The organism is Ezakiella massiliensis, from assembly GCF_059862345.1.
This window is the reverse complement of sequence record NZ_JCBCEO010000006.1, coordinates 91,590-107,924: the sequence shown is the minus strand read 5'-3', so window position 1 is coordinate 107,924 and position 16,335 is coordinate 91,590. Positions and strand designations below refer to the sequence as shown.

Here is a 16,335-nt window from a genome sequence, read left to right as displayed (position 1 = left end):
ATATACTAATAGTATAAGTGAAGTTAATAAATAATATATGACAAATCTAGAGGAATATTGCAAAATTTACTTTTAAATAAGGATTTTTATAAGTATAATAAGATAGTATAAAGATTAAGGAAATCATATTCTAAGTTCTTTAATTTCGCATTTACTAAATTTGATTGTAATTATTTTTATTTTGAGGGAGGGGTAATCTATTCTACACAGGGAATTTGCAGAGGAAAATTATTTAGAAGCTATATATATTTTATCTTTGGAAAAAGAGGAAGTAAGAAATATGGATCTTGCTAATTACTTAGAATATAAAAGACCTACTGTTACAAGAATGCTAAAAAAACTTGAAAATAAAGGGCTGATTATTTATGGTGAAGATAAAATAATTCGTTTAACAGAGGAGTCAAAAATATTTTGCGAAAAAATGTATACAAGGCATAAATATTTAACGGACGTATTTATAAGACTTGGAATAGATGAGAAAAAAGCTGAAAACGAATCTTGTCTTATAGAGCATGTTATTTCTGATGAAACTTTTGAAAAATTAAAAAAACATTTTGATTACAATTTATAATAAATAGCATAGATGACTCGCATAATGAGATATCTATGCTATTTTTATCTTTAAAATTATATTTTTAAAAACACCTTAAACCCATTGATAAAAGTTATCAAATGGTATATAATAATTTTGAGTTAGCCGATACTAACAGAAAACAAATAAAAAGGTGAATTTATGTCAAAAAACTTTGAAATACTAAATAAAGAAATTAATGAAAATAATATAATAGCAAATCTTTTTATATTCCCATTTGCAGGTGGCGGGGTGTCTGCCTTTAGAAAATGGAAAGATGAATTTGAAGATATAAAATTACTTGTTGCCCAGTATCCAGGAAGAGAAAACAGGTTTTCTGAAAAGGCTATAAGTGACATTAACATCTTAGTGGATAATTTATTTGAAGATATGAAAGAAAATTTTGATTTTAGAAAACCTTATTATTTATTTGGACACAGTATGGGAACAAAAATAGTCTATGAACTTGCATTAAGAATTAAAAATTCGGATTACATAAATCCAAGAGGAATAATAATATCAGGAGGACGAGCACCATTATATAAAGAACCTCATCCAATTTATCATCTTGATGATGACGGATTTATAGAAGGCTTAAGAAGATATGAAGGAACACCAAAAGAAATTTTAGATAATAAGGATTTAATTTCTATTTTCTTGCCAACACTTAGGGCAGATTTTGTAATAGATGAAGACTATCAAGACACAAAATTTGAGAAATTAGAATCACCTATACTAGGTCTTATGGGAGATAAAGATCAAGAAATGACTTTAGATGAACTTATAAAATGGCAAGATTATACCACAAAAGAATTCACTTATAGATATATAGATGGCAAACATATGTTTGTCAACACATCTCCTGATAGTGTCATTAAAGAGATAAAAGAGTTTATAAAAGTAAATGAAAATTGAAGAATATGAGATAAGAAATACTAAAGATTTTCTTACCTTAGAAGATTTAAAAGATAAATTAGCTAGTAATAATTTAATACTAATTAAGGCTTATACAGATAAATTATTAGAAGAAAAATTACTTCCTTACTTAACTAAAGAGGAGATAATAAAATCAAAGGATTATAAATCAGAAATAGCAAAAATTAATTATCTAGCATCAAGGGCAATACTTAATTTGACCTTAAAAGGTTTACTCGAAAAAGGAATTAATGATTTAAGAGTCAAGAGGGATAAAAACAATAAGCCTTATGTAGAAAACACTCTAGGATTAAAGTTTAACATATCCCATACAGAAGACTTGGTCTTGTTAGCTTTTTCTAAAATAGAAGTAGGAATAGATGTTGAAAAAATAAATTATCAATTTGAGTTTAAGGATATGTTAGAAAATTGTTTTACTAAAGATGAAATTATAAATATAGATAATAACATAATCAGTTTCTATAGATATTGGACTGCAAAAGAAGCCTATCTTAAATGTGATGGTATTGGTCTTGTAAGGAATTTAAAAGAGATTGAAATAATTTCTTTTGGAAATGAATTTATAGAAATTAATGATAGTAAAAGGAATACAATAAGTAGATTACAGCCATTAAATTATTATGGCAAATATGTCGGGGCAATATGCTTGGAGGAAAATTAATGAACATTGAATTAAAAGAAAAATTAGAAAAAATTTATGATGAACAGGTGTGGCCGCATATAACCTTAGGAGAATTTATTGAAGATTGTGCTAACAAATATGGGGATAAAATTGCCTTAGTAGATGGAGATGTTGAACTTTCATATCAAGAATTAAATAGAAAAGCTTGCCATTATGCCAATGGTTTATTGAAAGCTGGATTTAAAAAGGGAGATAGAATTGTTCTTCAACTTCCTAATTGTCATGAATTTGTTATTATCCTTTTTGCCATGTTTAAGATTGGTTTGATTCCAGTATTATCACTTCCAGCTCATAGGAAAAATGAAATAAAGGGAATATTAGAAAAATCAGGGGCAAAAGCATATATAGCTAAGGATAAATATCTTGGCTTTTCATATGTTGATATGATAAGAGAAGTAAAGGAAGAATTAAATATAGATTTTGAAGTTTATATTCTTGGAGATAATCAAGGATATAAAAATTTTTACAATCTTGATGATAAAGATTATTTATCTCAACAAATAGAGATCAATTATAAAGAGATAGGATTATTACTTTTATCAGGAGGCACAACTGGTATACCCAAATTGATACCAAGGAGACATTGCGATTATATCTATGTAGCAAAAGAAACTGCAAAGAGATGTAAAATGGATCAAGACAGTATTTATCTGGCTTCTCTTCCTATTGCTCACAACTTTCCTTTATGTTGCCCAGGTATATTAGGGACATTTTTTATAGGCGGCAAAGTTGTTTTATGCCCAGTAACAAGTCCAGATGAAATCTTGCCTTTAATTGAGGAAGAGGAGGTTACGATAACGGGCTTAGTTCCTGCTATGGCAAATATATGTATAGATTTTATAAAGGAAGATGATTACGACATATCTTCATTAAAGGTTCTTCAAGTTGGAGGATCAGTTTTAGAAGAAAAACTTGCTGAAAAGATAGAAAAAGAATTTGGTTGCAAACTACAACAAATTTTTGGAATAGCTGAAGGTCTGATTATGACAACTTCTTTAGATGATGATAGTAAAACTATATTTACAACTCAAGGGAAGCCTATAAGTGAGTTTGATGAATTGTTAATAGTTGATGAAGATGGAGAAGAGGTCAAAGATGAAGAGTATGGAGAACTTATAGTTAGAGGCTCTTACACAATTTATGGCTATTATAAGCTCCCAGAAGTAAATAAAAGATGTATAGACAAAGATTTATATTTCAAAACTGGAGATAAGGCAAGGAAACTAAAAGATGGGAATTATCAGGTAGTTGGAAGAATTTCAGAAACAATAAATAGGGCTGGAGAAAAAATCACCCCTTCTGAAATTGAAGATATTTTACTATCTAATGAAAATATAGGAGATGTTCAAGTTGTAGGAGTGCCTGATGAACTTTTGGGAGAAAAAATAGGAGTATTCATATTAAAAGATGAGAAGGACGAACTCTCATTAGAAGATATCAGGACATTTCTAGCGAATAAGAATGTAGCGGAATTTAAATTACCAGATTCTATAAAATATATAGATTCATGGCCGCTAACTGCTTTGGGGAAAATTGATAGAAATAAATTAAAAAGAATAGAGTGAAAGGAGCAGAACATGGAATTTGATGCGAGAAAAGAAATTAAACTAATAATTGAAAAATGGTTAAAAGATACCTTGAAGAAATCAGACATAAAAGAAAATGACAATTTAATAGAAAAAGGCTTAAGTTCCATGCAAGTAATGCAACTTTCAGGAATTCTTAAAAAAGAAGGACTTAGAATATCCTTCGCAAAGCTCATTGAGAAGCCTACACTTAATTCATGGTTTGACCTAGTAGCTAATTCAAAAATTATTAAGAAGCATTCAAAAGATAATAAGAAATCAAATGATGGCAAAGATTCATTCAATCTTACAGATGTTCAATATTCTTATTTTATAGGCAGAAGTGATGATCAAACTCTAGGTGGAGTGGGTTGTCATGCCTATATTGAAATAGATGGAAAAGATATAGATTATAAAAGATTGAATGATGCATGGAATATACTTCAATATAGACATCCAATGCTCAGAGCAAGATTCACAGAAGATGGAAAGCAAGAAATATTAGATAAACCTTTTAGTGAAGAAATTGAAGTTTTTGATTTATCTAATTTAGATGATGAAGAAACCAAAATTAGATTAGATGAAATACGAGAAAATTTATCGCATAGAAAATTTAGAGTAGAAATAGGAGAAGTCGCAGGATTAAAACTTACAAATCTATCACATAATAGAAATAAAATTTTCTTTGATTTAGATTTACTTGTTGCCGATGTCATGAGTATGAGTATTCTTTTGAAAGAATTAGGAGAATTGTATTTAGGAAAAGAATTAGACAATCTAAACAATTATACCTTTAAAGACTATATAAATAATCTTGAAGTAGACTCTGAAATTTATAAAAAAGACCAAGAGTTTTGGAAAGAAAAAATAGGCTCATTTGAAATAGAAAGACCTAATTTACCATTAAAGAAAGCTCCTGAACAAATTAAAGAAACGAGATTTACTAGAAGAAAACGAGTTATTGAAAAAGATAAATGGAGCAAAATAAAAGAGCTTGCAGCAAGCTATAAATCTACACCATCAATGGTTTTATTAACTGCATATGCTTTAATTCTAGAAAGATGGACTAACCAAGATAAGTTTTTTATAAACTTACCATTATTTAATAGAGATCTTTCAAACGAAAACTTAAAAGCTATGGTAGCAGACTTTACAAATATCTTATTAGTAGAGCATGAAAGAAAAAATGATATTTCTTTCCTAGAAACTTTGAATAGAATAAGCAAAACCTTTATAGACAATGCTAGTCATTCATCTTATAGTGGAGTACAAGTTCAAAGAGATATATCAAAATCACAGGGTACAAGCCTTAATGTAGCACCTGTAGTTTTTGCGTGCAACATAGATTATCCACTAGAAACTGAAACTTCAAGTAAAGCTTTGGGCAGAATTACATATATGGTATCACAAACCCCAGGAGTATGGTTAGATTTCCAATCTTATATAAAAGATGGAGATTTAGTATTATGCTGGGACAGTGTAGATGAACTTTTCCCTGAAAAAATGTTAGATGACATGTTAAATTCTTTAGAAGAACAACTTTTAAGGCTAACAGAAAAAGAAAATTGGAAAGAGAAATTTGATGTGCTACCAAAAAATCAAAAACAAGCAAGAGAAAAAGAGCTTCAATCAATTCTTCCATTAAACTTTCCTGATGAAAGATTATATGACGGATTTATAAAAAATGTAAAAGAAAATCCAGAAAAAATTGCAATTATAGATTCAGAAACTAAAGAAGAAATATCCTATATGGACTTATATGAAAAATCCTTAAATATAGCAGGATATTTAAAGGAAAATGGAATAAAAAAGGGAGAATATGTGGGCGTTACTCTCCCGAGATCAAGCAAGCAAATTTATGCTATATTTGGAATACTCTTTGCTGGAGCAGCATATATTGCTATCGGAATAAATCAACCTAGTGAAAGGCGAAGTAAAATATACGAACAAATAGGTATAAAGTTTGTAATCAGTGATAATAAAACAATAGAAAATTGCAAACTAGATACAGGAGAAGTTTCTTTAATTGACTTAGACAAAGCTATAGACAAATCCTTAGGTCTTGATAATCCTATAGAAGTAAGTCCTTTTGACTCAGCCTATATAATAATGACATCAGGTACTACAGGAGTGCCAAAGGGTGTTGAGATCATGCACACAAGTGCCATTAATACTATTAATGATTTAAATAAAAAATATTCTATTAATTCAAATGATACGTTACTTATGGTGTCAGCAATAGACTTTGACTTATCAGTATATGATATTTTTGGAATACTTGGCACAGGTGGAACTTTAATAACAACTAATGAAGATAATTATCGTAATCCTGATGAATGGATTAGAATTATTGAAAAATATAAGGTAAGTATATGGGACTCTGTACCTATACTTTTTGACATGCTCGTAACTATGGCAGAGGGTGAAAAGAAAAGCTTGCCACTTAGAATTGTTATGTTATCAGGAGATTGGATAGCAAAAGATCTACCAGGAAGATTTTACAAGTTAAGCGAAAAAGAAAATTCCATTGTTGTAGCTATGGGCGGGGCAACAGAAGCATCTATATGGTCAAATTATTTAAATGTACCAAGGGGAATACCAAAAGACTGGATATCAATTCCATATGGAAGACCACTTAAAAACCAAGTATATAGAGTAGTAGATGAATTAGGTAGAATATGCCCTAATTATGTTAAGGGAGAACTTCTAATTGGTGGAGTTGGTGTTGCTAAATGCTACCATGGAGATGAAGACCTAACTAATAGAAAGTATTTTGAAGAAGATGGACTTAGATGGTATAGAACTGGAGATAATGGAAGATTTTGGAATGATGGTACTATTGAATTTCTCGGAAGAAAAGACACTCAAGTAAAAATTAAAGGTCATAGAATTGAACTTGGGGAGATCGAGAATGCATTAAATTTATTTGATTGTGTTAATAAATCAGTTGCTTTAGTTATTAAAGATGGGAATATAAACAAATTGATAGGTTTTGTTGAGGGCATTGCCGATGAAGAGTTTAATCAGAAATCAGTATCAATACCAGATGGGAATGAAGAAATATCACAAAAATATGCTTATGAATCTTTTATAAATGAATTGGACTCAAGTGTAGATCGAATTATTTTAAATATTATTAAGGAGTGTAAGATATTTGCAGACGGCAATTGTGTAACTTATGAGGAAATCATATCAAAAATAAATCCTGCTGATTCTTTAAAAAATGTAATAAAGTTATGGATTTCTAATTTATGTAAGAAAGAGATTATATTAAAAAGTAGTAAAGATACTTATTGTTTAAATAAATCAAACTATGATAATTTTGAAAAAATCAAGAATATAGGAATTGAAAATAACAACTCTAAATTAAATGAGATACTTCTTTTAATAAATAGCAATCTATTAGGGATAATACAAGGAAAAATAAATCCGATAGAGTTTTTCTACCATGATTATCCTATGTTATCTCCTGTTAATTTGAGCAAAATGCTACCTTGGTATAATAAAGTAATAGAATATATATTAGATTACATGCAAAAGGATATGGATTGCAATCAAAAAAATATTATTTTTGATTATGACTCAAGAGATGATTTGATATCAGAAAGAATAAGTTCGATTTCAAACAATAATATGCACGTTTATTTAGATAAATCCCTTAATAAGTTAAAACAAATATCTGGAGATTTTAGTGCCAAAAGTTTACATGAAAATGACATTGAAAGTTTTCACAGAACAGTGCAGTATGTTTTAGCATTTAATTCAATTCATAGAGATATAAATGTGAAAGAATCATTAAATGAATTAAAAAATCTTTTAGCATATGATGGGAAGATTATAATGGTTGAACCAAAAAAAAGATTAGGAATTCAAGATATAACCACAAGTATTCTTAATAATTTTGCTGGATATGATGATTCTATTATTAGTATTCATGAGTGGAATGATCTTTTTAGTGATTCAGGTCTTAAATGCATTAAACAAGGCTTTATTGGAGAAAGCATGATTTATATATTGGAGCTAAAAAAGTCGAGAGTTGACCCTGAATTTATTAAAGACGAATTAAAAAGAAAAGTACCTATTTATATGGTGCCTGATGATATAGTATTTATTGAAAACATGCCTCAAAATAAAAATGGGAAAATAGATAGAAAACAATTGGAAGAAAAGTATATATATAGAGAAATATCCAGACCGAATTTTAGTGGAAATTTACGACAAAAGGAATTAGAAGAAATCAGAAACTTATGGAATGAGGTCTTTGAAAAACGCATAACAACTGGAACAAATTTCTTTTCTAGTGGTGGTGATTCTTTAATTGCTACAAGATTAGCAACTAAAATAGAAAACAAATACGGCATCAAATTCAGCATAAAAGATGTAATGGAAAATATTACTATAGAAAGTCAGGCAAAAATAGTTAAAGATAGGCTCAAAGGACATAATTTTGTGGATAAAATTAGTGTAATAGAAGATACTCTTAATGGTGAAGAATTTGACTTAACAGAAGTTCAACAAGCCTATTATATTGGAAGAAATGAAGATATGATTTTAGGAGGTGTTTCCACTCATTGCTATTTTGAAATTGAATCTATGAATATAGATGTAGATAAACTAGAACAGGCGTGGAATCATTTAATAGATATTCATCCCATGTTAAGAGCTGTTATAACTGACAATGGTAAGCAGAAAATATTATCAGATGTACCATATTATAAAATAATGACTAGTGTGGATTCGGAGGTTGCAATTCGCAACAGTATGTCGCAGCAAGTCCTTAATATAAATCAATGGCCTGTCTTTGATATAAGAATTAGTCAACATGAAAGCAAGGCGGATATGATTCATATAAGCTTTGACAATATAATTTTGGATGGATGGAGCATGTTCTATGTATTAGAACAGTGGTCTAATATATATAAATATGGAAAAGAAGATTATAAAGCTAGTAATTCAACCTTTAGAAAATATGTTGACTACTCAAATAAATTAAAAAACACACAAAAATATTCTGAGGATAAAGAATATTGGTTAAAACGCGTGGATGGATTTTTAAAAGCACCTATTATAAATAATTATCAAAATAATCCAATTACAAAAGGAACAAAATTTATTAGAAGAGAAGCATATATTGAACCTATTAAGTGGGAAGCAATAAAGGATATTGCAAGTAAAAACAACCTTACAATAACATCGTTATTAATAGGTGTATATGCTGAAGCAATAAGAGAAGTTAGCGAGAATGAAAATTTTACAATAAATGTTACGAGATTCAATAGACCACAAATAGATAAAGAGATAAATGAAATTTTGGGAGATTTTACAACTTTACTTTTACTTGAAATCGATAATGCTAAGTATAAAAAATTATTGGATAGATTTAAAGAGATACAAAAAAGATTAATAAATGATCTAAATCATGAATTATTTTCGGGAATAGAAATGCAAAAGGAGCTAAGAAAAGTTGAAACTGATAAATTAGTATTAATGCCTATAGTATTTACTAGTGGAATAGGGATAAATTCATGGGATGATGATAAAAGTTTAGGAAAAATAGTGTATGGGTTAAGCCAAACTCCACAAGTTTTTTTAGATAATCAAGCGTTGGTTTATAATGATGGATTAAAAATCTATTGGGATAGCATTGATGAAGTTTTAGGTAAGAAAAATCTTGATGTAATGTTTGAAAAGTATGTAAATATTTTAAATGAAATTGCTGATAATTCTTTTGACGAAGAAAGCACAGTGATGAGAACAAGAAAATATAATGATAAGTATTTTTCTGTTAACAACACATCTAAACAAGCTGAAGAGATAGAGAAAATAGGTAATGGTGATTTTGATATAGAGAAAGAAATGAAAGGTATTTGGGAAGAGATACTAAATACTTCTGTGGAGAATAATCACTGTAAGTTTTTTGAAGCAGGAGGAGATTCATTAAAAGCCATTCAACTTCGTAATAAAATTCAAGAAGTATTTTTAGTGGATATAGACTTGCTTGATATATTTAAGAATCCTTCCATCAAAGAATTGAGTGCAATAGTTACTAAGGGAAAAGGAAGTATTGTTGAGGGAAGCTTATGATAAAAAAGGTTATTGTATGTGGTTCTAGGTTTGGGCAATTTTATATTGAAGCACTAAAAGATATGGAAAACATTGAAGTCATTGGACTTTTAGCTAATGGTAGTAATCGTTCTGTTAAGTGTGCAGATCATTACAATTTAAAGATTTTTACTAGTGTTGAGAGTTTGCCAAAGGATATAGATGTTGCCTGTGTTGCCATAGGTTCTTCTGTATTTGGAGGTAATGGTGTAAAAATTGCCAAGGAGCTATTAAAAAAAAGAATAAATGTGTTGTTTGAGCAGCCAATTCATGTAAGGGAAATATCAGAACTCTATAATACTGCTATTTCGCATAATGTTAAAATTAAGATTGGAAATTTATATAACAATTTACCAGCTGTTAGAAATTTTTTACTAAATGTCGATAGAGCTAATATGATAAGCCATGCATCCTATTTAATGGTGGATTTAAATACACAACTATCATATCCCGTATCAGGAATCATAAAACAAATTTTAAAGGATACTACTGTAGTAAATGAGAATTACAAATATATTGAGCAAAAGTCATGTTGCAATATATTGTCGATGAATGTAAACAATGTGGAAGTTTTAGTAAAAGCCTTTAACGAAATTGGAAAGAATAATTTAGATTCAGATATGCGTATGCTTTTTTCTATGGTAGTTGGATATCCTTCGGGAAGATTAGTTTTATCAAGCCCTTTAGGACCAGTTTTTTGGGAACAATCCCCCAATGTACCCGAGATAGATCTTATTCCAAGTTTTCTAGAGGGTGATTATAGAGTGGGATGCAACAAACCTTGGATATCAGTCCTATATCAGGCTGATGAATACAATAAGAGCTATATATATAGAAATATCTGGGTTAAAGCTGTAAAAGATGATTTAAAGAAGTTTATTTTTAATGAGATAAATGAAGAACAATTAAGTGGTATAGAAATTCAACATGATTTAGAAATTGCTGTGTTATGGCAAAAACTAATGGGGAGCTTAGGATATCCTAAAACAAAATTGAATGATACCACTAAATATATTGATCCTTATATTTTTAAGCGTACTGAAATTAATTGCTATAGCGTAAAAGAATCTATTAATGAGTTAAATAAGATTAGTAGAGACACTATGTTTTATTATTTAACTAAACACATATCAGAAAATAGTATTCCTATTTCGATATTATTTAATAAAATAGGGATTATTGAAAAGTATAAGATAATAATGGAAAGATGGATACTTCATCTGGAGTCTTTTAATTATTTAGAAAAAAAAGATGATAGCATTATTATTAAATCGAAAAGAATAGATTGGAATGTTCTAATTGGAAAATGGGATTTACTAGAAAGCAAATGGAACACAAAAGCAATGCCGATGAATGTGTTTCAATATTTTAGGGAAAATGCTAGACTATTAAATGATTTATTAAATAGTAAAGTTAATGCCAATGAAATTTTATTTTCAAAGGGTGGCGATGAAATTGCTAAAGGATTATATTCTAAAACAGCAATAGCGATATACTTGAATGAATTAATAGTTAGTAATATAAAAGAATTGTTAAACGAAAAAAATATAACAATTTTAGAACTGGGAGGAGGAACAGCATCTACTACAGAAAAAATAGTATCTAATATAGAATACGACAAATATATTTTCACGGATATATCTCCTTATTTTATAGAAAAAGCAAAAGATGCATTTAGAGAGTATAAAGGTATAGAATATGGGATTATAAATATAGATGATGATGAATCTTACAAACAAGTCGGCAGCAAAGTTGACTTAATAATAGCTGTAGGGGTATTAAATAACGCTAGAAACATTGAAAATTCATTAATGTATATTAAAAAAATACTAAAAGATGATGGTATTTTAATGATTGTAGAGGCTGTAGATGAATCGCCAGAAATTTTAATATCCCAAGTATTTATGATGACAGAAGCAGATGATATTCGTAATGAAGAAAACATTACCTTTTTGAAAATGAATCAATGGATAGAGATGTTTAAAAAACTAGGATTTGAACTCTTGACATTTGAACCAAAGAATGGAGATTGGTTAGAAGATTTTAATCAAAAGTTATTCATATTAAAAAATAATGGAGGTGAAGATCATGGGAATAGAAAGTAAGTTAATAGAACTATACAGAAATGGGCTTGAGGTATTTGCTAATAAAGAAGAATTAAATTACAGGTCTACCAGTGGAATACCTAAAAAAGAGGATATAGATTTTTTAAAAAAATATAAAAACGAAATTGTTACTATATTAAATAAAGACAGCATTAATTCTTCTTGTGTGTTAGGGGATAATGAAATTCCTCTAACAGAAATTCAAAGTGCATATTTATTAGGTAGAGAGAATCACTTTGAATTAGGTGGGGTTTCAAGTCATGTTTATATGGAAGTAAGGTTGCCATTATTAGAAAAGAGCAGAACAGAGGATGTTTGGAATAATATAATAAAAGAACATGAAGCCTTACGTTCAATATTTACATCAAATAATACACAAAAAATACTAAAAAGAGACTTGTATTACACAGTTGAATTTAATGAAGGTATAGGTATAAATGGAAAAGTAAACTCAACAAGAGAGAGATTGAAGGGGAAAAGATATAAAACTAATATATGGCCGTTATTTGATATAGTTGTAAGTCAAGTGGATAATTACAGCTTACTTCACCTTTCTTTTGATTTTTTGATTTTAGATTGGACTAGTATTTGGATTTTATTGAAAGAATTTGAAAATAATTATTTCAATAATGTAACTATTTCAAATAGTATTTACAATCTCAAAGAGATTAGAATGAGCCAACTTTCTCTAAAGAAAAGCTCAAAATACTTATCAGATAAAGAGTTTTGGGAGAGTAGAATCCCTACGCTCCCAAGTTCACCTATATTACCAATCCAAAACACTACAATTCAAGATAAATTTGAGAGAATGCAGATTAAAGCTGATACTATTAAATGGACTAAAATAAAATCGAATTTAGCGAAATTAGGTTTTACGCAAACATCTTTTTTGATAACAATAATGGCCATTATAATTAACAACTGGAGTTCTAATTCTAAATTTTCTCTTAATTTAACAACCATGAATAGACCAAAAAAATATGATGGGATAGATATTGTAAATGATTTTACAGCAACGAGTCTTTTGGAAGTTGAAGTAAACAATAAGCAACTTTTTTGTGATTTATTAGAAAAGATACAAGAACAGATTATTGATGATTTAAAGCATGAAACATTTACAGGAGTAGAAACTATTCGTGCAATTAGGAAGAATACAGCTAAGAGAAATAGTATATTTCCATTTGTTTTTACGAGTGCATTAGGTGTAAGTTCATCTGATTATAAATACATTCACTTACAAGAGGAAGGGTTAAGTGAAACTCCTCAAGTTTTTATGGATTGTCAAGTTATGGAAATAAATCAAGAATTAATAGTTAACTTTGATTTGAGATCAGGTGTTTTTTCAAAAAAATTATCAAAATCAATAGTAGAAGGTTATTTAAAATTATTAAATTGTTTTTCTGACTCAGTATTTTTTAATGTACCTATATCATATATTTATGAAAAAAATGGATTAGAAAGTAATAAAGCTTTATTTAATGATGATCTATCGAAACAGAAAAATTATCATGGCGACATTGACGATTTTAATAATGTAAAATCAAAAACTCTTAGCTTTTCTGACAAACAAAAAAGTGAAGATGCTTTTAATGTTATGGAAGTTAAAAATATATTAAAAGAAAGAGATGCTTTTTCTAACCAAGTGATGTTAAGAACCTTGATGAAGATTAAAGGGTATATAGATTTTAGTAACCAAAATTCAGATTGCAAATCAGAAGTTATTAATAATTATCATTGGATTATTAATAAATGGGAAGATCATCTGGAAAAATGTGGTTATCTAGAAAAAAAAGGGAATAACTATATTGTCCTTAACGATGGAATGAAATTGCTTAAGCAAAAAATAGATATGGTTCTTTTGAAATCCAGATGGACTCAAAGAATTGGAAATCCGGATGTTTTAGACTATATAGTTAAAATTTCAGAGAATATTATTGATATTCTTAACGGAAAAATAGAACCAATATCCATTCTCTTTCCTCAAGGGGATTTTAGAGTTGTGGAATCCATATATGGTTATAATATTTTTTGCAAATATTATAACGAGATTATAAAGACAGCAATAGATGAAATATTGAATACAAAATCTTATGTAGATAAATGCGTTAAAATTCTTGAATTAGGAGCAGGGACAGGAAACACTACGAAAACTATATTACAAATGTTTAATGAAAAAAGACTACACTACAGATATGATTTCACAGATAGAGCTCTGTCTTTCTTGTCAAATGCAAAGGGTAAGTTTGATGATTATGATAATGTAGAATACAAACAAATAGATATAGACAAAAGCTTTGATGATCAAAATTTAAAAGAAAATGAATATGATATTGTTCTTGCTGTTGGTGTATTAGAAAATGCAGAAAATTTAAGTTTTACAATTTCTAACATAGAAAAAGTTCTAAAAAATGATGGTTGGCTTATAATATTGGAACCAGTCATTGATGAACCTTGGATACTTATGACACAATTGTTTTTTATGAATAAAAGGAGTGAGTCAGAGTCTAAGAATCCAATTTATTTAAACAGGAAAAATTGGATTAATGTGATTAGCAATCATAACGGCAAAGAAATATCAAGCAAAATTTTTTCGTTAGGTGAAAAAAATAAATTTAATTACAATAACATTGAAATTTTTTTCGCGAAAAAAAATATTTTAGGAATGGATAAATTAACTGAAAGTAAAGGGAAAGAGGAGAACAACATCCATTGTGAAGGAGAAAATAATTCTTTGCTTAGAAGTATTTGTGGCTTGGCTAGGAACACATTAAAAAATGATGAGGTTAATATATATAGTGATTTATACGAATGTGGAGCTGACTCGCTTCTTTTGGCACAAATGGCAAATGAGATAAAAGAGCTTTTATATAATGAAGGTAATAATAAAATAGATTATGATATGATTTTCAGGCAGTTGTTGAGTAAACCTAGAATATCAGACCTATTAGAAATAATTATTGATAAACCAGAAATTAAAGAGCAAAGCAAAGATTCAAAAAAAACAGGGAATATTGGGCAAATAACAATTCTTAATGAGGGGCATGAGTTACTAAGAGTAATTTTTCATGCTGGCTTCGGAACAATGAATAGTATGAAATATGTTATTGATAATTTGTTAAAAGACAATAGCTCGAGTATTGCATGCATTACTGTTAAGGATAGTAATTTATATAGCAGTGTAAGTAATGAGGATCTTGTTCCAGCGATAAGTAGAGAGTATTCAGAATTAATCTTTGCTACAGGATACAAAAAAGTACAGTTGATAGGTTATTGTTCGGGAGGTTGTTTAGCTTTAGAAACAGCACATCACTTGATGAAAAAACATATTGCAATAGATGATTTAGTGTTATTAGACAGTTACCCATCTCCTAAAAAGAGAATAGATGAAAAAATTATAGAGCTTATGTTCTTGCCAAATTATAACATAACCCCACACATGGTAATTAAAGACATTGATGATAATGAACTAAACAGTGTGGTGTCAGAAATATATAAAACAATAAAGACTAATAAGGAAATTTCTTTATTAGAATATTTGGGAGAAAAACCAAAACATATAAAATTATTTAATTCATTAAGAGAATTATTTTCTTTAGATTTGGAAGAAAGGATGAAGCTATATGCTAAAACTATTTGGGATGTGACTAATGAAGAAATAGGTTATGAGTTTTTGAAAACGACTTATCAAACTTATATATCAACATTTAACAGCTCAAATTATGAGCCATTTCCTTACATTGGGAGAGTAAGATATTTATCAGCGAAAGAAAACTTTGATTTAGTACAAATGGAGAAACAAAATGTTATAAACTATTGGAAAAAGTTTTGCTTAGGACAATTTAGTATACATGAGATTCCAGGGGATCATGTTTCTTGTGTTGAAAATAAGGATAATGCAAAATATGTGTCTAATCTTATTATTAATAATCAGATTTAGTATTATAATACAATAATTATTAGAAATTATTACACAAATAACTTCTCTTAATATGTTTATTTTCTGTTTTAATTACACATAGGTCTAGATTCAAGTAGTTTAATTGGTGAAGTTGATAGATATCTTAAGATAAGGAGGTGGGAGATTTAAATTGAGAAAAAAGAGTTGAACTCAACAAAAGTAAATAATTTTTTAAATAACTGTGTATTGAAATAAATTTATTTCAGTCAGAAATTGATGTTATAGTTCTATATATAAAAAAATCAAAAAATCTTGGCTGTTTTAGAGAATAATTGAGTTATCGTCATAAATATTAATGAACCTGATTATGTGGATTTAGGATTAAGAACAAGAAATATTACAATGTGTAAAGAAAACAAAAATAAAATTGCAGTTGGGAAAAATTTTATAAGCATAGAAAACTATTTTTTTCTCAT

At 28.4% G+C, this 16,335-nt stretch carries 7 protein-coding genes; all 7 read left to right on the top strand.

The annotated features are described in order from the left end of the window. Positions 1 to 199: 199 nt before the first annotated feature. Positions 200 to 571: a metal-dependent transcriptional regulator gene (locus tag AC6FXG_RS08095; protein ID WP_083316583.1), complete on the top strand. Its 372-nt coding sequence runs from the start codon at positions 200 to 202 to the stop codon at positions 569 to 571. Positions 572 to 733: 162 nt separating this feature from the next. Next, complete coding sequence (locus AC6FXG_RS08090) at positions 734 to 1,486, top strand: thioesterase II family protein (RefSeq protein ID WP_196934188.1); 753 nt, start codon at positions 734 to 736, stop codon at positions 1,484 to 1,486. Next, complete coding sequence (locus AC6FXG_RS08085; RefSeq protein WP_500572279.1) at positions 1,476 to 2,168, top strand: 4'-phosphopantetheinyl transferase family protein; 693 nt, start codon at positions 1,476 to 1,478, stop codon at positions 2,166 to 2,168. Before AC6FXG_RS08090 ends, AC6FXG_RS08085 begins: the two co-directional genes overlap by 11 nt. Next, positions 2,168 to 3,754: a (2,3-dihydroxybenzoyl)adenylate synthase gene (locus AC6FXG_RS08080; protein ID WP_500572278.1), complete on the top strand. Its 1,587-nt coding sequence runs from the start codon at positions 2,168 to 2,170 to the stop codon at positions 3,752 to 3,754. The genes AC6FXG_RS08085 and AC6FXG_RS08080 overlap by 1 nt, the downstream gene beginning before the upstream one ends. 12 nt (positions 3,755 to 3,766) lie before the next feature. Next, positions 3,767 to 9,838, top strand: a complete 6,072-nt coding sequence (locus AC6FXG_RS08075; RefSeq protein WP_500572277.1) for an amino acid adenylation domain-containing protein — start codon at positions 3,767 to 3,769, stop codon at positions 9,836 to 9,838. After that, positions 9,835 to 11,961: a bifunctional Gfo/Idh/MocA family oxidoreductase/class I SAM-dependent methyltransferase gene (locus tag AC6FXG_RS08070; RefSeq protein ID WP_500572276.1), complete on the top strand. Its 2,127-nt coding sequence runs from the start codon at positions 9,835 to 9,837 to the stop codon at positions 11,959 to 11,961. Before AC6FXG_RS08075 ends, AC6FXG_RS08070 begins: the two co-directional genes overlap by 4 nt. Next, positions 11,945 to 15,898: a condensation domain-containing protein gene (locus tag AC6FXG_RS08065; protein ID WP_316530769.1), complete on the top strand. Its 3,954-nt coding sequence runs from the start codon at positions 11,945 to 11,947 to the stop codon at positions 15,896 to 15,898. Before AC6FXG_RS08070 ends, AC6FXG_RS08065 begins: the two co-directional genes overlap by 17 nt. Positions 15,899 to 16,335 lie beyond the last annotated feature (437 nt).

Coding starts and splice junctions, on each gene's coding strand:
- AC6FXG_RS08070 (WP_500572276.1), top strand. CDS start 9,835: ATGATAAAAAAGGTTATTGTATGTGGTTCTAGGTTTGGGCAATTTTAT.
- AC6FXG_RS08065 (WP_316530769.1), top strand. CDS start 11,945: ATGGGAATAGAAAGTAAGTTAATAGAACTATACAGAAATGGGCTTGAG.
- AC6FXG_RS08090 (WP_196934188.1), top strand. CDS start 734: ATGTCAAAAAACTTTGAAATACTAAATAAAGAAATTAATGAAAATAAT.
- AC6FXG_RS08080 (WP_500572278.1), top strand. CDS start 2,168: ATGAACATTGAATTAAAAGAAAAATTAGAAAAAATTTATGATGAACAG.
- AC6FXG_RS08085 (WP_500572279.1), top strand. CDS start 1,476: ATGAAAATTGAAGAATATGAGATAAGAAATACTAAAGATTTTCTTACC.
- AC6FXG_RS08075 (WP_500572277.1), top strand. CDS start 3,767: ATGGAATTTGATGCGAGAAAAGAAATTAAACTAATAATTGAAAAATGG.